The 17,910-nt window shown below is 62.6% G+C and carries 18 protein-coding genes and 1 tRNA gene; 10 read left to right on the top strand and 9 right to left on the bottom strand.

All coding sequences use genetic code 11. The features are described from left to right. Positions 1–32 precede the first annotated feature (32 nt). The 5 genes from QRN42_RS10175 to QRN42_RS10155 all read left to right on the top strand — a co-directional run bounded on the left by QRN42_RS10175 (position 33) and on the right by QRN42_RS10155 (position 5,371). Complete coding sequence (locus tag QRN42_RS10175) at positions 33–923, top strand: polysaccharide deacetylase family protein (RefSeq protein ID WP_284977250.1); 891 nt, start codon at positions 33–35, stop codon at positions 921–923. After that, positions 920–2,308 (top strand): MFS transporter, encoded by a 1,389-nt coding sequence (locus QRN42_RS10170; RefSeq protein WP_284979070.1) that lies wholly within the window; start codon positions 920–922, stop codon positions 2,306–2,308. The genes QRN42_RS10175 and QRN42_RS10170 overlap by 4 nt, the downstream gene beginning before the upstream one ends. Beyond that, positions 2,298–3,065: an SDR family NAD(P)-dependent oxidoreductase gene (locus QRN42_RS10165; RefSeq protein WP_284979069.1), complete on the top strand. Its 768-nt coding sequence runs from the start codon at positions 2,298–2,300 to the stop codon at positions 3,063–3,065. The genes QRN42_RS10170 and QRN42_RS10165 overlap by 11 nt, the downstream gene beginning before the upstream one ends. Positions 3,066–3,093: 28 nt before the next feature. Next, entirely contained in the window at positions 3,094–3,840 is a 747-nt protein-coding gene (locus tag QRN42_RS10160) for an SDR family NAD(P)-dependent oxidoreductase (protein WP_284979068.1), read from the top strand. A gap of 427 nt (positions 3,841–4,267) precedes the next feature. Continuing rightward, the gene (locus QRN42_RS10155) at positions 4,268–5,371 is read left to right on the top strand and encodes an oxidoreductase (RefSeq protein WP_284979067.1); all 1,104 of its coding nucleotides are present in this window, start codon (positions 4,268–4,270) and stop codon (positions 5,369–5,371) included. 74 nt (positions 5,372–5,445) lie between these two features. Here QRN42_RS10155 and QRN42_RS10150 read toward each other — a convergent pair. From QRN42_RS10150 to tmk, 5 genes are all read right to left on the bottom strand, one after another. Next, a tRNA-Thr gene (locus QRN42_RS10150) sits at positions 5,446–5,518 on the bottom strand. A gap of 211 nt (positions 5,519–5,729) precedes the next feature. Then, the gene (locus QRN42_RS10145) at positions 5,730–6,560 is read right to left on the bottom strand and encodes an Ig-like domain-containing protein (protein ID WP_284979438.1); all 831 of its coding nucleotides are present in this window, start codon (positions 6,558–6,560) and stop codon (positions 5,730–5,732) included. A 230-nt stretch (positions 6,561–6,790) separates the two neighbouring features. After that, positions 6,791–8,398, bottom strand: coding sequence for an alpha/beta hydrolase (locus QRN42_RS10140; protein ID WP_284979066.1), 1,608 nt, complete (start codon positions 8,396–8,398; stop codon positions 6,791–6,793). An 8-nt stretch (positions 8,399–8,406) separates the two neighbouring features. Then, entirely contained in the window at positions 8,407–9,558 is a 1,152-nt protein-coding gene (locus tag QRN42_RS10135; RefSeq protein ID WP_284979064.1) for a DNA polymerase III subunit delta', read from the bottom strand. Further along, positions 9,555–10,229 carry a dTMP kinase gene (gene tmk / locus QRN42_RS10130; RefSeq protein ID WP_284979063.1) on the bottom strand — a complete coding sequence of 225 codons (675 nt, stop codon included), beginning with the start codon at positions 10,227–10,229 and terminating at the stop codon, positions 9,555–9,557. Before tmk ends, QRN42_RS10135 begins: the two co-directional genes overlap by 4 nt. 73 nt (positions 10,230–10,302) lie before the next feature. Here tmk and QRN42_RS10125 point away from each other — a divergent pair, with 73 nt between their 5' ends. Next, the gene (locus QRN42_RS10125; protein ID WP_284979062.1) at positions 10,303–11,487 is read left to right on the top strand and encodes a trans-sulfuration enzyme family protein; all 1,185 of its coding nucleotides are present in this window, start codon (positions 10,303–10,305) and stop codon (positions 11,485–11,487) included. A 9-nt stretch (positions 11,488–11,496) separates the two neighbouring features. Next, on the top strand, positions 11,497–11,838 hold the full coding sequence (locus QRN42_RS10120) for a DUF2516 family protein (protein WP_284977261.1): 342 nt from the start codon (positions 11,497–11,499) through the stop codon (positions 11,836–11,838). Between the two features lie 28 nt (positions 11,839–11,866). Here QRN42_RS10120 and QRN42_RS10115 read toward each other — a convergent pair whose 3' ends face one another. Together QRN42_RS10115 and QRN42_RS10110 are read right to left on the bottom strand one after the other, a co-directional pair. Continuing rightward, the gene (locus QRN42_RS10115; RefSeq protein ID WP_284979061.1) at positions 11,867–12,247 is read right to left on the bottom strand and encodes a rhodanese-like domain-containing protein; all 381 of its coding nucleotides are present in this window, start codon (positions 12,245–12,247) and stop codon (positions 11,867–11,869) included. Positions 12,248–12,354: 107 nt separating this feature from the next. After that, positions 12,355–13,176, bottom strand: coding sequence for a class I SAM-dependent methyltransferase (locus QRN42_RS10110; protein WP_284979060.1), 822 nt, complete (start codon positions 13,174–13,176; stop codon positions 12,355–12,357). Between the two features lie 87 nt (positions 13,177–13,263). Here QRN42_RS10110 and QRN42_RS10105 point away from each other — a divergent pair, with 87 nt between their 5' ends. Beyond that, on the top strand, positions 13,264–14,010 hold the full coding sequence (locus QRN42_RS10105) for a phosphoglyceromutase (protein ID WP_284979059.1): 747 nt from the start codon (positions 13,264–13,266) through the stop codon (positions 14,008–14,010). A gap of 104 nt (positions 14,011–14,114) precedes the next feature. On the opposite strand, the gene phoU is transcribed toward QRN42_RS10105, so the two are convergent. Then, complete coding sequence (phoU, locus tag QRN42_RS10100; protein ID WP_284979058.1) at positions 14,115–14,768, bottom strand: phosphate signaling complex protein PhoU; 654 nt, start codon at positions 14,766–14,768, stop codon at positions 14,115–14,117. A gap of 197 nt (positions 14,769–14,965) precedes the next feature. On the opposite strand from phoU, the gene QRN42_RS10095 reads away from it, so the two are divergent. Then, entirely contained in the window at positions 14,966–16,237 is a 1,272-nt protein-coding gene (locus QRN42_RS10095) for a sensor histidine kinase (protein WP_284979437.1), read from the top strand. After that, the gene (locus QRN42_RS10090) at positions 16,234–16,914 is read left to right on the top strand and encodes a winged helix-turn-helix domain-containing protein (RefSeq protein WP_284977266.1); all 681 of its coding nucleotides are present in this window, start codon (positions 16,234–16,236) and stop codon (positions 16,912–16,914) included. Before QRN42_RS10095 ends, QRN42_RS10090 begins: the two co-directional genes overlap by 4 nt. 133 nt (positions 16,915–17,047) lie before the next feature. Here the strand turns inward: QRN42_RS10090 and QRN42_RS10085 are convergent, their stop codons facing one another. Next, positions 17,048–17,632, bottom strand: a complete 585-nt coding sequence (locus tag QRN42_RS10085; RefSeq protein WP_284979436.1) for a hypothetical protein — start codon at positions 17,630–17,632, stop codon at positions 17,048–17,050. Between the last annotated feature and the right edge of the window lie 278 nt (positions 17,633–17,910).

The following is a 17,910-nucleotide window of genomic DNA, read 5'->3' as shown; positions in this document are numbered from 1 at the left end:
TCCCGGACTTAACACTTTGAAAGGAAAATCTCATGGCTAAGGACATTCAAGTCGCCTTCGGCGTTGACGTAGACGCAGTGGCGGGCATGCTCGGATCTTATGGAGGGGAGGACTCCCCGTGTGACATTAGCCGCGGCCTGTTCAGCGGCGAAGTGGGGGGACCTCGCCTGATCCGCTTGTTCCAGAAATACAACCTCCCGGCAACCTGGTTCGTGCCCGGTCATTCGATCGAGACGTTCCCGGAACTGACACAGATGATCGTCGACGCCGGTCACGAGATCGGCGTGCACGGATATTCGCACGAGAACCCGATTGCCATGACCCGGGAACAAGAGACCGCCATCTTGGACCGCTCGATCGAACTGATCGAGAAGGTGTCCGGTCGCAGGCCCACAGGCTACGTTGCGCCGTGGTGGGAATTTTCGCCTGTCACTAACGAAATCCTCCTCGAGCGGGGCATCAAATACGATCACTCCCTGATGCACCGTGACTTTGAGCCCTACTACGTCCGGGTAGGCGACTCCTGGAAAAAGATCGACTACACCAAGGACGCCGAGACGTGGATGGAACCCCTCAAGCGCGGACAGGAAACGGACCTCGTGGAGATACCAGCCAACTGGTACCTGGATGACCTGCCTCCCATGATGTTCATCAAAGCGTCCCCGAACTCCCACGGGTTCGTCAATCCCCGCGATATCGAGCAGATGTGGCGTGACCAGTTCGACTGGGTCTACCGCGAAATGGACCAAGCCGTGTTCACCATGACCATTCACCCGGACGTATCGGGACGCCCCCAGGTCCTGCTGATGCTCGAACGCCTGATTGAACACATCAACTCGCACGACGGCGTCAGCTGGCTCACCTTCGACCAGATCGCAGACTCCTTCATCTCCCGCAGCCCTCGTAAGGAAAGCAAGTCATGACCATCCAAGAACCAGCTGTTGACCTTTCGCAGCCCCGCCCCAACGAGAAGCGCCGTTTCCCCATCTTCTCCAAGCGCCACACCACCACCGCCACAGTCCTCGCCCTGCTGGCCTGGACAGTGGCCGTCTTCGACTACGGCCTGTTCGGCACCCTGCTGCCGGCCATGCAGCAGGAATTCGGCTGGTCGGCCACGGAGGCATATGCCATCAACACATGGATCGCCGTCGGTACCGCGATCGTCTGCTTTGGTATCGGCCCCGTCATCGACCGGCTCGGACGCCGCAAAGGCATGATGAGCACCATCGGTGGAACCGCCGTCGTCTCCGCCCTGACTGCTGCGATTCCCACCGGCATTCCGGTTCTCAGCAACGCACTCCTGGTAGTAGTCCGGTCCTTCGGCGGCTTGGGCTTCTCCGAACAAGCCGTGAACGCCACCTACATGAATGAGGTCTACCAGGTCACGGAGGTTGCCGATAAGCGCAAGCGCCCCGGGTTCCACTACTCCTTCATCCAGGGCGGATGGCCCCTGGGCTTCCTATTGGCCAGCGCGCTGGCACTTGCCTTCCTGCCTTCCCTGGGATGGCGCGCCCTGTACCTGATGGCCACCATTCCCGCAGCCATCATCGTCTGGACCATCGCCCGGAAGCTCAAAGAAACCCCGCAGTTTGAACTGCACCACAAGCTCACCGAGCTGGAAAAGGGCGGGAGGTCCGAAGAAGCGCACTCACTCGCCAAGGCCTACGGCGTCGAGCATTCCTCAGCAGCCCCGCTGAAGCGCATCTGGGAGCCGCAACTGCGCCGGAACACCATCGTTTTCTCGATCGCGTGGATCGTGAACTTCTTCGGTATCACCATCTTCAGCGTCCTCGGCAGTTCGGTGCTGAAGAACGCCAAGGGCGTGGAGCTCTCGGATGCTTTCTGGATGCTGATCGTCATCAACCTCCTGGCCTACTTTGGGTACGTCTTCCACGGCTGGATCGGGGACAAAATCGGCCGCAAGCGGACCATCATCGGTGGCTGGATCATCTCCGGCATCTGCTTCTCCATCATGCTAAGCCCCCTCGCGGCAAGCCCCGTCATGATCATCCTGACCTACGGCGCCGGGCTGTTCTTCCTGGTGGGCCCGTATGCTGCCATCCAGTACTTCATGGCCGAGTGCTACCCGGTAAGCTGCCGGGCCACGGGTACCGCCTTCATTGGTGCCATGAGCCAGCCCGGAACCATCATCGGTGGCGCGATCTTTACCGCCATCGCAGCCGTCGCCGGTACCGGCAGTGCGGCCCTCTGGGTCGGTGCCCTCGGCACCTTGGTTTCCGGACTCTTGATGATCGCAGCCAAGCCACCCGTTGAAGCCTTGAGCGAGGATCACCCGCATGACGTCTAACCACAAAGCCGCCATTATCACCGGCGCTGCCAGCGGCATCGGACGGGCCCTGGCCGTCCACTACGCCCGCCAAAAAGTAGTGTCCGTCATTGGCACCTTCCCCGGCGACCCCCACGATCCCGAGGAAACCCTCCGCCTGGTCAAGGAAGCCGGCGGTGAAGCCGTGATCCATGAAGTGGACGTCCGCACCACTGAGTCCGTGGACGCCCTGGCGCAACGGGCCGTGGACGAGTACGGCCGGCTGGACATCGCCATCGCCAACGCCGGAATCCTGCGCAATTCTTCACTCAGCGAGATGTCGGACGAGCGCTGGCATGACATGCTCAACGTTGACCTCACCGGCGTGCTGCGCACGCTGCGCGCTGGTGCGGAGAGAATGTCCGACGGCGGAGCGCTGGTTGCCGTCTCGTCCATCGCCGGCGGCGTCTATGGGTGGGAGGAGCACGCCCACTATGCCGCGGCAAAGGCCGGCGTCCTGGGGCTGGTCCGCAGCGTGGCCGTGGAGCTCGGTCCCCGGCAGATCCGGGCCAACGCCGTTATCCCGGGACTCATCGAAACCCCCCAGTCCTTGGACCCTGTGAATTCGCTGGGTCCGGAGGGGCTGAAACGGGCCGGAAACGATATCCCGTGGGGCAGGGTGGGAACACCGGAGGAAGTGGCCAGCGTGATCGCTTTCCTCACCTCCGACGACTCCCGCTACATCACGGGTCAGGCACTGGTGGTCGACGGCGGACTGACCGTCAAGATGCGGGCCTGACGGCGTGACCCGAGAAGGAAAGGACAGCATGGACACGTTGACTGACGGTGCTGGCCGGCCGTCCGGGAGCGTCCCGGACGGCAAGGGCCGGGGAGTGGTTGTCACAGGCGGTTCCAGCGGGATCGGTAAGGCCATCGCCGAGGCTTTCATGGCCAACGGGGACCGGGTGGCGGTGCTGGACAGGGCCGGAGGCGAAGGCGTCATCCGCGTGGACGTGGCCGACGAAGCCAGCGTACGGTCTGCCTTCGCCGAGGCACGGGAGACGCTGGGCGAAATCGATGTCCTGGTCAACAGCGCAGGACTTTTGACGGAGTCTCCCCTTGAGGACATGTCCTTGGCCACGTGGAATGAGACCCTGACGGTGGACCTGACCGGGGTATTCCTCTGTTGCCGGGAGGTGGTGGGGGAGATGCGGCAGCGAAAGTGGGGCCGCATCATCAATATCGCCTCCCAGTTGGCAATCAAGGGCGGGGTGGGGCTGACCCATTACAGTGCTGCGAAGGCTGGTGTGGTTGGTCTTTCCAAAGCCCTGGCCTTGGAAACAGCGGCGGACAATGTGCTCGTCAACTGCATCGCCCCGGGCCCGATCGAAACGCCGTTGGTGGAGGGCATCTCGGAAAGCTGGAAGGCAGCTAAGCGCGCCGAACTTCCCCTCGGTCGCTTTGGGACGCCAGAGGAAGTAGCCCCTGCAGCCTTGTTGCTGGCAAGCGATCCGGGCGGCAATCTTTTCGTCGGACAAACGCTGGGGCCCAACTCAGGCGACGTCATGCCGTAGGGCCGTCACCTCAAAAAGGCGCGATCGAAAACTGGAGGAAACGATATGTGCGGTGCCTGTGGAAGGACAACCGTTGCCGACCCGATCCTCGGGCCGGTGCGGACCATGCGGCAACACCTGATTGTGGCCGCTACGATCAGCGCGGTCTGCACCGGCCTCCCAGGGGCTCCAAAAGTTACTGCCCTTGCAGACGGCTGGATGATGACGGGTCCCTCAGGAACCTCCGCCCAGTGCCGGACCGTGGAAGAACTATGTTCCGCTGTGCTCGGCTGTTTCACCAATGCTTCGGTTATCGACCACTTGGTCAGGCGCGGGCAGGCATACGCAACCGATTCAGCTAACGCGGGCCTGCCTGCGCTCGTAGCCCGGGCATTTGATGCCTCTCCGGACGCAGCAGCATCACCCGATCACTCCGAAGGAAAACTTTATGACTGATTACACCCCTCTCTGGTCACCTATCCGGATCGGCACCACCGAGCTGGACAACCGGGTTGCCTTGGCACCCATGACGCGAATCAGCGCAACGGAGGACGGGCATGCCACGGATAGGATGGCCTCCTACTACCAGCGGTTCGCCCGGGGTGGTTTCGGCCTGCTGATCACCGAAGGCATCTATCCGGACACTGCCCACAGCCAGGGCTACCTGCACCAGCCGGGCATCGCAACCCAAGGGCAGACACAGGCTTGGGCCAGGGTTGTCGACGGCGTCCACGCTGCGGGCTCGAAGATCTTCGCCCAGCTGATGCATGCCGGAGCGCAGAGCCAGGGAAACCGGTTTGTTAGCTCCTCCGTGGGGCCCTCGGCTGTGGCCCCGAAGGGGGAGCAGCTGGGCTTCTACCGCGGTGAAGGTCCCTATCGCGTTCCCGCGGCGTTGACCCTGGCCCAGATGAAGGAAGTCCGGGAAGGCTTCGTCCAGGCGGCACTGCGCGCACAAGAGGCGGGCTTCGACGGCGTCGAGATCCATGGTGCCAACGGGTACCTGCTGGATCAGTTCCTCACGGACTATTTGAACCAGCGTGAGGACCAGTACGGCGGCTCCCCGGAAAACAGGGTGCGGTTTGCCGCCGAAATCTGCCGCGACGTTCGCGAAGCTGTTGGCCCGGCCATGACAGTGGGCATCCGAATCTCCCAGTCCAAGGTCAGTGACCACGCCCACAAGTGGCGCGGAGGGGTGGAGGAAGCCGAAGTCATCTTCGCGACACTGGGGGACACCGGCATCGATTTCGTCCATACCACCGAGTATCGCGCCACTGAACCGGCGTTCGCGGACTCAACGGAAACACTCGCTGCGTTGGCCAGGAAATACTCGGGCGTAGCCGTGATTGCCAATGGCCAGCTGGATGATCCGGTCACTGCGGTGTCCATGGTGGCGGACGGCTCAGCCGACGTTATTGCCCTTGGCAAAGCCGCTTTGGCTAATCGAAACTGGCCCCAGTTGGTCCGCAGCAACCAAGGGTTGGGGGAACTGGACCCCTCCGTGTTTGCTCCCCTGGCGGACGTCAAGGATTGGGAACTGGCAGATCCGGCGTAGCAGGCTTACGGGGCCGTTGGGCTCCCAACAAAAATCCCCGCAGGTTCATCTGAACCTGCGGGGATTTTTCTCTGAGCTTCCTATCAGAATCGAACTGATGACCTTTTCATTACGAGTGAAACGCTCTACCGACTGAGCTAAGGAAGCACCGCGCTTTTCCCCGGTTTCCCGGCTGATCACGCAAGACACCACTGTAATAGAGCTACGCCGCCCGGGTCAAAACGAGCCCCGGCGGGTGTTCGGGGCCCCCGGGGAGCCGGCTACGGATCGTTCGGCGTTTAGGTTCAGGAGCCGGAATTGAGCAGCTCCACTGCGGCCATGTTCCATTGGTCCGATGTTGGCGCGGTAGCCCCGATTTTCACTGGAGTCCCGGCAGGACCTGTTGCTTGATTGGTGTACTCGCTCCATGAGGTGTCGCCATGGGCGGTATCCACGCATTGATCCAGCATGGCAAAGCCCGTGGGAGGGTCCTGGCTACAGCCTTGTCCCAATCATGGCCCACGGCCAGTACCAGTGAGGTGGCCGCCGTCGTAGTGACGGTAAGGGTCGGCGCCCCACTGGCTGCACCACCGGTGGAGACTGCCCCGGTTCCGGTGGCACCCTCGAACGCGACAACGGTCAGGTCCTGCGCATAACCACACTTGGCGGGTGCGGATCTCACCGTCACGTTGTGGAGCACCGTGGAGGCCGTTGCGGTCCAGATTTCAGCGTCCCCGGACCGGGAGTTGGCCCGGCCCACGAGCTTCCAGGTTAGGCCCGCTCCGGAGACCGTTGCTGACTGGCCAGCCGCTCCGCCGGAGCCATCCATGGACACGAATGCAAGGAGCACCTCTCCCGAAATAACAGTGCTGAACGCCCCCGTTTGAACTGTCCCTGTTCCACGAGCCGCGATGCTGGTTTGCAGGACGAAGCAGGTCATGGGCGGCGTCGGGTTTTGGACAGTGACGGCGATCCCGGCAGCTGAGCCCACGTTGCCGCTCGGGTCGGTCGCTTTTGCCGATAAGGTGTGGGCTCCATTGGTACTCGTGGTGGTATTGAGGCTGGCGGCATAAGGCGCGGCGGTGACGGGATTACCTAAGGGCTGGCCATCAAGCAGGAACTGCACTGACGAGACCGCGACATTGTCGGTGGCATTCGCAGCTACCGTGATGGTGCCGGACACGGTCTGTCCAGCGGTCGGGTTGGTGATCTGGACACTGGGCGGAGTGGTGTCTTGCGGGGGCGGTGGCGGGCTGGCCGCCCCGGGAGTGACTTCGATTCAGGTAAATGAACCGGCGGACGTCGATGCGAAGCTCACCGACGGCGCCCCGGATGCGGCTCCCGCTGCTCCCGACTCGAAATGGTGCCGGTATCGTGTTGCTGCCAGTGTCACCAGTGCCCCCAACGCGGTTCCTTATGGAACGGGGACCACCGCGCCAGCTAGCATTTGACGCCGTCCTGCGGGAGGGTTCCGTCAATGAAGTAGTTGTCGACGGCGGAGCTGACGCAGGAATTCGAGCGACCGTAGGCTGTGTGCCCCTCGCCTTGCCAGGTGACCAAGGAAGCGTTTCCCAATTGCTTGCGTAATGACTGCGCCCACTCATAAGGGGTTGCGGGATCACCCGTGGTGCCAACCACAACGATCGGGGCCGAGCCTGCGTAGTTCACGGGCGCGGGGGTCCGCGTGTTCTTGTAGGGCCAGTCCTTGCATGTCACCCCGCCGTAAGCAAAGAACTCGCCGAAGGTAGGGGAGTCCTTCAGGAGGCTTGCTTCTTCCGCGCGCATCCCGGGGGTGTCCGTGATCATCGGATAGTCGAGGCAGTTGACAGCTTGGAACGCGAAGGCCGAGTTGGAGGTGTAACTCCCATTAGGATCACGGTCAGCGCCGAGATCGGCAATCCGCATCATTTGGGACACGTCACCGGACAGCGCGCCCTGGAGTGCCTGGGTCAGCGCGGGCCAGCTTTGGTTGTCATACAGGGGCAGGATGATGCCGTTAATGAAGTCCGAGACGGTCACCCGGCGCCCGTCCTTGGCGGTCTGCGGATTCTGGTTGATGGACTGGATGAGGTCCCTGATTTCCTGTACTCCGTTATCCACCGAACCACTGAGCGGGCATGAACTCTGGCGGAGGCAGTCAGCAACGTAGGTGTGGATGGCTTGTTCGAAGGCTCGGGCTTGTCCGGCGGTCAATTCTGCGTTGCTGATGGACGGGTCCACTGCGCCGTCCAGAACCACACGGCCCACATTGTCAGGGAACAACGAGGCGTAGGTGGAGCCCAGGAACGTCCCGTACGAGAAGCCGAGGTAGTTCAGTTTGGACTGGTTGGTGATGGCCCGCAAAATGTCGAGGTCCTTTGCTGCACTGACCGTATCAACGTGTCCCAGCACGGCCCCTGTCTGCTGGGCACACTGCTCAGCGGTGGACTTGTTGAAGGCTAGCGCAGCTGCGAGTCCCTCATCAGTGTTCTCGTGGAAGACCTTTGCACGGGCGGCATCCCGCTCGGCGTCGCTCATGCACTTCACCGGGGCCGACCGCTTAACTCCCCGGGGGTCAAAACCCACAAGATCATAGCTGGACCGGAGCTTTGCGGTGAAGTGTGTGCTGCCGGCGTCCCGCACGAAATCAACTCCGGAACCACCGGGGCCGCCTGGGTTGACCAGGATGGATCCGAGCTTCTTCCCGGTGCTCGGCAGCTTGTTGACGGCTAATGAGATCTCGCCCGAGCCGGGGTTGGCGTAATCCAATGGAACCCGCACTGTTCCGCACTGCAAGCCGTTGTCGCAGGATGTCCACTCCACTGTCTGGGAGTAGAAACTTTCAAGGCCTTTGGGAGCCGATGCCGCGACGGAAGGATCAACAGTATTGGTGGTCGGCTTCGCAGTAGGGGAAGGCAGGAACGGCAGCGAGCAAGCGCTGAACACCAGCGCAGAAGCAAGCGCAATGACCACGGCAGCCAGTGTCCTGCGGCGCCCACTGGCGCCTTCGGACTGGCCAGGCCGGCCCCGAAAGGGGTTGCCGGCAGGCCGGCGTCGTGCGGACGTCATGGATTCTCCTATTGCTGGATCAGGCTTGTGGCCATGGACTCGACTGCCAACAGCGGGGCCACATTAGTGGTGGTAATACGGACCCGGGCTTTGTTGATCGCATCCATCCTGGCGAGGGTGGTTTCCGGCGTAGAACGGCCTGCGTAGTCGGCCAGCTCGGCGCCGAGGTCAGCGTTGACCAGGTCTACGGCGTTCCCCAACTGGATGATCAACACGTCCCGATAAAACGACAACAGATCGGTCAGGGTCCGGTCCAGGGAGTCAGTGATGGACCGTTTGGCGCGCCGCTTCTGGTCGTCCTCGAGCTGCTTGACCTGGCTGCGCATGGATGGCGGCAAAGTTCCTGACTCGGGTGCGCCCAAGTTGGCCAGAAGGGCAATCTTCTCGGCAGCATCGCGTTCATCGTTGGAGCTGTTGGCTTCGTCGGTGGCGATCTTGACGAGTTTCTCGGCCATCATCACAGCTGCGGTAACGCCCCTGAGGCCAAGCGGTATGCGGACCGTTTCCGTGCGGCGCTGCCTGGCCTCGGCGTCCCGGGCCAGTCGCCGCGCGATGCCGATATGGCTTTGGGCGGCTCGTGCGGCCTGCTGCGCCAGTCCAGGATCGACGCCGTCGCGCCTCACCAGGAGATCGGCGACGTCGGAGGCTGGCGGAAGGCGCAAGCTCACCGGACGGCACCGGGAACGGATCGTCACCAGGACGTCCGCCGGTGAGGGAGCGCACAGCATCCAGATGGTGCGTGGTGTGGGTTCCTCGATCGCTTTGAGCAGGACGTTGGTGGTGCGCTCAGCCATGCGGTCCGCGTCTTCAACCACCACAATCCGCCACCTGCCGGTGGCGGGGCGGTCGCCGGCCTTGGAAACGAGCGAGCGGGCTTCATCGATGGTGATGGTGACTTTCTCAGTGCGCACGAACGTCACGTCAGGATGGGTCTCGCCCAGGATCGTGTGGCACGCCGTACATTCGCCGCAACCGCGCTGCGTGACATCATCCTTCTCGCAATTCAGCGCTGCAGCAAAGGCCTTGGCGGCATTCGAACGCCCTGAACCCGGCGGTCCCGTGAAAAGCCACGCGTGCGTGAGGCCGGACTCGCTTTGGGCTGCCTTGCGGAGCTGTTCCACCACAGGTGCTTGGCCTTGGAGATCGTCCCAGACACTCATGGGCACCCGCCCGGAACGTGTTCACGCGGCGCCAGCTCGGACAACAGCGAGTCCACCCGTGCAAGGATCTGCGCCGCGAGCGTCCCCATGTCACCATCTGCCGCAAGCACCAAGTAGCGGGAAGGGTTGGCCTCAGCCAGGTCCAAGAACGCATTACGTATGGCCGAATGGAAAGCATCAGGTTCGGATTCCAACCGGTCTTCGGAGGCCTCGCCGGCGGTGCGGCGTTGGCGCGCGTGGGCGGGGTCGACGTCGAGAAGCACCGTCAGGTCCGGGTGAAGGCCCTCGGTGGCCCAATGGTTGAGCGTGGAGACGCCCTCGGCACCCAACCCGCGGCCAATGCCCTGATAGGCGACCGACGAATCTATGTAGCGGTCGGTAATCACCACAGTGCCGTTCTCAAGGGCTGGCCGGATTACTTGGTGCGTGTGGGCAGCCCGGGCGGCCGCGAACATGAGGGCCTCGGTGCGGGCATCTATGGTTCCATGCCCGTGATCCAGCACGAGGGACCGCAGTTTCTCCCCGATGGGCGTTCCGCCGGGCTCCCGCGTCCGCAGCACCTTGAGTCCGCGCGATTCGAGGGTTTCAGAGAGCCGGGCGGCCTGGGTTGACTTGCCCGCACCGTCCCCGCCTTCGAAGGCGATGAAAAGACCTGCGCTCTGAATACTCACTCGTCTAGACTACCGAGTTGGACGGTCTGTCATGGCTTTCGTCCACAGGCGCGCCCGCGGTTACGCTGGCAACATGAGCCTCTCCGAGCAGCAAGCCGCCGAACTGTCCCCGGAAACCGTTGTGGTTGCGGCTGGGCGGCCGGAACGTTCCCACGATGAACCGGTGAACCCGCCGATCGTCCTGTCCTCCACATACTTCGGCACTGGGCAGTTGGGTGAGGGTGATCGCGGTTACGGACGTTATGCCAACCCCACATGGGACCCCTTCGAAGAAGCCCTCGCAACCCTGGAGGGCGCGGCTCTTCCCGGCCTGCTTTACGCGTCCGGCTTGGCAGCCGTCAGTTCGGCACTCTCGCTTGTCCCTGCCGGAGGCGTGGTGGTCATGCCCTCCCACAGCTACGCAGGCTCTTTGGTCATGGCCACGGAGCTCGCCGAGAAAGGCTTCCTGGAGCTGCGCACCGTAGATATCGCGGACACGGACGCCGTGAAGGCGCTGCTTGCACCGGACAATGGCAAGAAAGCGGACTTGCTGTGGCTGGAGAGCCCCACAAACCCGATGCTCGGCATCGCCGACGTCCGCGCGCTGACCGATGCCGCGCACTCAGTTGGCGCCATCGTGGTCACGGACAACACCTTCTCCACCCCTTTGGTTCAACAACCCCTCAAACTAGGTTCCGACGTCGTACTTCACTCGGTGACCAAGTACCTGGCCGGGCATTCCGACGTCGTCCTTGGCGCTTTGGTGACATCCAACCCGGAGCTGAGGGCCACACTGCTGCACCACCGCATCATCCACGGTGGTATCGCCGGGCCGTTCGAGGCGTGGCTGGCCCTCCGCGGCCTGCGTACGCTTGCGCTCCGGATTGAGCGCTCGCAGGCTTCCGCGGCAACGCTTGCTGAACGGCTCAGCACCCACCCCCGCGTCGAGGCCATTCGCTACCCGGGCCTGGCAACAGATCCGGGACATGAGCGGGCGAAGCAGCAGATGAAGGGATTCGGCTCCATCCTTTGCATCCAGATTGCTGGAGACCAACACCGCAGCGGCGCCGATGCTGCCGACGATGTGGTGCGCGCCCTGCAGCTGTGGTTGCCGGCAACTTCCTTGGGAGGCGTTGAGTCACTCATTGAACGACGACGCCGGCACGCGGCAGAGCCGCACAGCGTTCCTGAAAACCTGGTCAGGCTCAGCGTGGGGATCGAGAACGTGGAGGACCTCTGGTCTGACCTCGAGCAGGCGCTGAAGTCGCTGGACAGCTAGGCTTGGGGCGTGGACGGAAAACTCTTGATCGCCTATGTCACCAACGGGATCTACTTCATCCTTGGCCTGGTCGCCCTTGCCTTGGAACTGTGGGCGTTCGTGGATTGCTTGCGCCACCGCCCCACGCTGTACGTGGCGGCGTCCAAGCGCACCAAGACTTTCTGGTTGGCCCTTACCGGCTTTTCGATGGCGGTCGGGGCTTTGACGGTCCTGACCGGGGGCAACGGCCTGGGGCTGTTCGGTATTGCGGCCGTCACCGCGGCCAGCGTCTACCTCGCCGATGTCCGCCCGGCACTGCGGGAAGCGGGCAGCGGCGGCAACCGCAATGTCGGTCCGTACGGCCCGTGGTAAACAGCGCTCGGCCCTTGGTAAACAGCGTTTAGTCGGACTGCTTCCGCAGGGCTGCCCAGGCCTGGAATCCTCCGATAAGGTCGGTGGCAAGTGTCAGCCCCAGCCGTTGCAAGGTGTGCGCGGCCAGGCTTGAGCTGTACCCCTCATTGCAGACGATCACGATGCGCCGAGCGGGGTCGTCCGCAATCGGCAGCCGGTGGGAGCTGGAGGGATCGAGTCGCCACTCGAGGACGTTGCGGTCGATGACCACCGCCCCCGGAAGCTCGCCGTCCCGGTTCCGTTGATCTACCGGCCGCGTGTCAACAACCAGGGCGCCCGCTGCCATCTCCCGTTCAAGGTCGGACGGGTGAACGCGGTCGAGCCCTATGCGGCTCTCTGCCAGTAATTCGTCGATGGTCAGATGTGGCACTGCTTCACCGCTTCCTCGCTTGCCCGGTATTAGCGTCTTTCGTTCCACCATACGGCGTAGTGAGGGGCTCGTTCGGCCTATTGCGGAGAAGCTCCCGTTCGCCACCTTTACCGGGGCGCTACCGCTTCCCACGCCACCGTCAGTTCACCGAGGCGCCACCGGGCGGGGCCATCCTGAAGGGGCCATCCGGCGTCGTGCAGTGAACGGCACATTCCAGTCCACCGCTGTCGGTTCCCGAATGATGCCAAGGGGGCCGCGTCCAGCCACGCTTTGTCCATGGCCTGCAGGAACGCATGGATCGGTTCTCCCGGTACGTTGCGATGGATGAGCGCCTTGGGCAGCCGTTCAGCAACCTCGGAGGGCAGTTCGAAGCTGCCGAACCGCACCGAGAAGCTAAGGCTCAACGGGCGTTCCGGACCCAGCGCTACCCACGTGACGCGTCGTCCGATCTCGTCGGAGGTGCCGTCGATGAACAGCCCTCCCGGCGCCAAGCGGGACTGCACCAAACTCCAGATCCCTTGGACGTCCGCTTCCTCGTACTGCCGCAGCACGTTGAACGCGCGCACCAGCACCGGACTCCCTGCCACCGGAAGCTCAAAGCCGCCCAGATGGAAACTGAGTCCGGGCCGTTCAAGGGCTCGTGCACTGCGGACCCGGTCCGGCTCGATCTCGATCCCACACACCCGGACATCCGCCCGGACGGCACGCAAACGTTCAAAAAGTTCGACGGCGGTAGTCGGCGAGGCGCCGTAGCCAAGATCCACCACAAGAGGGTCGACGGCGGCGCGCAGCCGCCACGCCTGCGGACCGGCGAGCCAGCGGTCCAGCCTGCGCATGCGGTTGGGGTTGGTGGTTCCGCGGGTGATGTTTCCAACCGGTTTGCCGCCCCGACTGCGGGGAGAGCCCACCCGTTCCGCTTTTTGCACCACAACCACAACATTATCGCCGGGTGCAGGATTCCGTTGCCCGACGTAACGCCCGGCGGCGCATAGCGACGCTCGGATAGGATGAAAAGCATGACTTACAAGCTGATTCTGCTGCGCCACGGCCACAGCGACTGGAACGCCAAGAACCTGTTCACCGGTTGGGTGGACGTTGACCTGAATGACCAAGGCCGCGAAGAAGCAGTGCGCGGGGGAGAGCTCCTGGTTGAGAACAACATCCTCCCGGACGTCCTCTACACTTCGCTCCTGAAGCGTGCCATCAACACCGCCAACATGGCACTTGATAAGGCCAACCGCGGCTGGATCCCGGTCAAGCGGGATTGGCGCCTTAACGAGCGCCACTACGGCGCCTTGCAGGGCAAGGACAAGGCCCAGACCCTCGCCGAGTTCGGTGAAGAGCAGTTCATGGAATGGCGCCGCAGCTACGACACCCCGCCGCCGCCCCTGTCAGACGACAGCGAGTTCTCCCAGGCACATGACCCCCGCTACGCAGACCTCGGCGACGCCTTGCCACGCACCGAGTGCCTTAAGGACGTCCTGGTCCGGTTGCTCCCGTACTGGGAATCGGACATCAAGGAAGATCTCAAGGCCGGCAAGACCGTCCTGGTCACTGCCCACGGCAACTCGTTGCGCGCGCTGGTAAAGCACCTGGACGGGATCAGCGACGAAGCGATTGCCTCCCTGAACATTCCCACGGGCATCCCGCTAGTGTACGAACTGGATGAGGACTTCAAGCCGGTCAACCCGGGTGGAACCTACTTGGACCCCGAAGCAGCAGAGCAGGCCATCCTCGCCGTGGCCAACCAAGGCAAAAAATAAGGGCAAAAAGTAAGCCAAACGACGGCGGCCGGTCACCAAGGTGACCGGCCGCCGTCGTCGTCGTTAAGCCCGTATAAGGCTGCATAAGCCTGTAATACGGAAGGCTAGAAGCCCTCAGGCTGCCATTCTCCGGTGACCAGGTAGGTGACCTTGCGGGCAACGGAAACGCCGTGGTCTGCGAAGCGCTCGAAGTAGCGGCTGGCCAGGGCCACGTCCACAGTGGTGGAAGCGGATTCGTTCCAGTCCGGGGAGGCGATGGCCTTGAAGACGCTGAGGTGGAGATCGTCCAAGGCGATGTTGATCTTCAGGACGTCACGGGCAACTTCAAGGTCTCGCGTTTCCAGAAGCTCAGTGACCTTGGCCGTGATGTCGATGTCGTGCTGCGCCATGGCCTTGAAAGTCTGGGTCAGCGAGGCGGGGATCACGGTTGCCGGGTAGCGGAGGCGGGCCAGCTGGGCCACGTGGCGTGCCAGGTCACCCATGCGCTCAAGTGATGCGCTCATGCGCAACGAACCAACGATCATGCGGAGGTCGCTTGCCACCGGGCCCTGCAGGGCCAGGATGTCGATTGCCCGCTCGTCCAGGCTGTTCTGGAGGAAGTCGATACGCGCGTCTGCGGCGATGACATCTTGGGCCAAGTCCACATCGGCGCCTTCGAAGGACGTCGTGGCTTTCGTGATGGCTTCATGAACCAACTTGGAGATCTCGATGAGGTCGTCACCTACCTGGGTGAGCTCCTCCTGAAAAACCTTGCGCACTAAGGCGTCCTTTCCTTGGAAATCCGGTCCCGTCCCGGGCCGCATTTCAAAAACCATGGGTAGTCCAACGAGTAACTGTGTCAGGGCCCAGTGAACTGTTCGACACCTTTAGGTGAACGTTAGCTGAACCCACCGTTTTTGGCTCGGATCAATGACTTCGGCCTCTGTACACAGCATAAGCTGAACACGTGGATCCGTTGCTTATAGGTGTCGTCGCAGGCCTGGTGGGCTTGTCTTTGGGCGTCTTTGGCGTGCTCGCTTTCAGGATCAGTGAACGCCAGCGCAGCATCGTGGACCTTGACGTGACCGAGCCACTGCTGCCTGAAGGTGCAGCGGAAGTGCTCGCCGTCGTCGGGCGCGCTTTTGTGGTGGTGGATGCGGTCGACGGCGTCGTCCGGGCCAGTCCCGCGGCCTACGCCTACGGTTTGGTTCGCGGGCATACCGTGGTCCACAAGCAACTCTTGGACATGACAGCGAAGGTCCGCCGCGATGGCGTGATCCTGGAGGAACAGTACGAGCTCCCGCGCGGTCCGCTCGGCAAGGGGACCATCGTGGTCCAGGTCCGGGCGGCCATGCTCGGCTGGGAGTACATCGTTTTACTGGCGGACGACCGCACCGAGATCACCCGCACCGAGGAGATCCGTAACGACTTCGTTGCCAACGTGTCCCACGAGCTCAAAACCCCCGTCGGCGCCATCTCCCTCCTTGCCGAGGCCCTTGAAGCGTCTCCGGATGACGAGGAAGCCGTGAGGCGTTTTGCCAAACGCATGCACAAGGAATCCGGACGCCTGGCAGCGTTGGTCCAGGACATCATCGAGCTCTCCCGCCTGCAGGGAACCAACGTTGCGCAGCAGGGAAATGCCGTTGATATCAACATGGTGATCAACGAGGCTGTCGACAGGTCCCAACTGCCGGCCGAAAGCAAAGACATACAGATCGTGGTGGGCGGTCGCGTGGACTCCTTGGTCTTCGGGGACCGCGACCTCCTGGTTACTGCCCTCCGCAACTTGATCGACAACGCCATCCGATACTCTCCCGAGAACACGCGTGTCGGTGTGGGGGTCAGGACCCGGGAGGGCGTCGTCGCCATCTCGGTCACGGACCAAGGCGAGGGCCTGACGCCCGAGGACCAAGAACGTGTGTTCGAACGTTTCTACCGCGTGGATTCGGCACGTTCCAGGCATACAGGCGGCACGGGCCTGGGGCTGAGTATCGTCAAACACGTCGTATCCAACCATGGCGGCGAGGTGACCGTCTGGTCCCAGCCTGGCCAAGGCTCAACTTTCACTATTCGCCTCCCGGAGATGGAAGGCCAAGAGCCTGACGGTGCAGAGGCACAGGACAGGGAGCACGACGGCGGTCCGCGCTCCCAGGAGCCGGGTCGGTCCACCCGCTCGGTGGAGCAAAACCTGCAGCAAAGCCAACAAGGGGGCGCCAGTAGCGCCCAAGAGCAAGGAGCCAGCGCTTGAGCCGGATTTTGATTGTGGAGGACGAAGAGTCCTTCAGTGACCCACTGTCCTACCTTTTGGGCAAAGAAGGGTTCGACGTCGAAGTGGTGGACAACGGCACCGATGCCATCGTCGAGTTTGACCGCAACGGTGCAGATCTTGTCCTACTTGACCTGCAACTGCCCGGAACCCCTGGAACTGAAGTTTGCCGCCAGTTACGCCAGCGATCCAGTGTTCCCGTCATCATGCTCACGGCAAAGGATTCGGAGATCGACAAGGTCGTGGGGCTGGAGCTCGGCGCCGATGATTACGTCACCAAGCCCTATTCCTCCCGGGAACTGGTGGCCCGCGTCCGTGCGGTCCTCCGCCGCCAAGGCGAGCCGGAAGAACTGATCACCGCCACGGTCCAGGCGGGTCCTGTTCGGATGGACATCGAACGCCACGTGGTCAGCGTCAATGGCGAGCAGGTTTCCTTGCCGTTGAAGGAGTTCGAACTGCTCGAAATGCTTCTCCGCAACTCCGGACGCGTGCTGACCCGTGGTCAGTTGATCGATCGGGTATGGGGTTCGGACTATGTTGGCGACACCAAGACCCTGGACGTCCACGTGAAGAGGCTTCGGAGCAAAATTGAGCCGGACCCCTCCGTTCCCCGGTACTTGGTGACGGTGCGGGGCTTGGGCTACAAGTTCGAGCCCTAACCATAGACAGCAAAAAGGGTCCCGCCGATGTGAAGTTCACAACGGCGGGACCCTTTTGTGCGCTGTATCCCTTGCTTCCTGACCTCTCAGGCGAGGACCCTCAGGCGAGGTCCTCTCAGACCAAGACCGAGAGCTACGGCTTCGCGGTTGCGGAAGGCGTCGTGCCTGCCGAGGGGGACGTGCTCGAGGAAGACGTGCTCGATGAAGACGTGCTTGAAGAGGACGATGTGCTGCTGGGGTTGGCAGAACTCGTGGGCAAGTACTGCTTGTACTCAGGAAGCGTGCCATTGACCACGGGGATGTTCATCTTGGCCGTGTCCGACCCGCTGCGGATCGTCACTTGGGCCAGGCCGCCGGGAGCTGAGCCTGCGTTGCTCAAGATGACGGCGGTCGAGTCTTCGTTCAGGTAGGTCTCGGACTTGGCTTTGACCGGGATTTCAGCTTGGCCGCCGTCGGCACCGCTGATGGTCAGGGTGGCATCGGAGGCGGACTGGTTGAAGACGGCGCCGATCACACGGCCCGGCTGGTGCTCGCCTGCGGCAACAATCAACATGTTGCGCAGTTGCAACTGGCCGAGATCAGCCCTGAGCCCGTCAGATGGTGAGTACTGGTGGGAAGTCTGCTGGGCGTTGGTAAATCCACAGCCGGTAACGGACAGAAGACCGACGCCGATTGCAGCCGCCGCAATTGCCAGCTTGCCGCGCTGGACAGGGTTCATCGCAGTATTGCGCACGACACCTACTCCTCAAGAGTCATTGGAACACTTTTCAGCCATAGCCTATCGGCAAACGCCTCAAAAGAAGGATTCGGGCGGCCTTTATGGCGCGCTCGTCCGGCCAGAAACGGTCGATAGCGGGAATGAATCGGTCGGGAGCGTATCCGACTTAATGCATCTTTCTTCCGCTACGTCAAGACCTTGGAGGAACCCTTTGTGGGCCTGCTTCCCAGTAATGGCGCGGGTGAAGCGCTGTTCCGGGTGCCAGTCGTATGCCTTAA

Origin of the sequence: Arthrobacter sp. fls2-241-R2A-200 (genome assembly GCF_030209745.1) — a bacterium.
Lineage (GTDB): Bacteria > Actinomycetota > Actinomycetes > Actinomycetales > Micrococcaceae > Arthrobacter.
Note: the sequence above shows the minus strand (reverse complement) of the source record. Positions and strands in the feature narration are given on the sequence as shown.

Bases quoted from the DNA above. Each gene is read 5' to 3' on its own strand.
- QRN42_RS10155 (WP_284979067.1), top strand. From the start codon at position 4,268: ATGACTGATTACACCCCTCTCTGGTCACCTATCCGGATCGGCACCACC.
- QRN42_RS10105 (WP_284979059.1), top strand. From the start codon at position 13,264: ATGACTTACAAGCTGATTCTGCTGCGCCACGGCCACAGCGACTGGAAC.
- QRN42_RS10170 (WP_284979070.1), top strand. From the start codon at position 920: ATGACCATCCAAGAACCAGCTGTTGACCTTTCGCAGCCCCGCCCCAAC.
- QRN42_RS10160 (WP_284979068.1), top strand. From the start codon at position 3,094: ATGGACACGTTGACTGACGGTGCTGGCCGGCCGTCCGGGAGCGTCCCG.
- QRN42_RS10135 (WP_284979064.1), bottom strand. From the start codon at position 9,558: ATGAGTGTCTGGGACGATCTCCAAGGCCAAGCACCTGTGGTGGAACAG.
- QRN42_RS10175 (WP_284977250.1), top strand. From the start codon at position 33: ATGGCTAAGGACATTCAAGTCGCCTTCGGCGTTGACGTAGACGCAGTG.
- QRN42_RS10165 (WP_284979069.1), top strand. From the start codon at position 2,298: ATGACGTCTAACCACAAAGCCGCCATTATCACCGGCGCTGCCAGCGGC.
- QRN42_RS10085 (WP_284979436.1), bottom strand. From the start codon at position 17,632: ATGAACCCTGTCCAGCGCGGCAAGCTGGCAATTGCGGCGGCTGCAATC.
- QRN42_RS10125 (WP_284979062.1), top strand. From the start codon at position 10,303: ATGAGCCTCTCCGAGCAGCAAGCCGCCGAACTGTCCCCGGAAACCGTT.
- QRN42_RS10140 (WP_284979066.1), bottom strand. From the start codon at position 8,398: ATGACGTCCGCACGACGCCGGCCTGCCGGCAACCCCTTTCGGGGCCGG.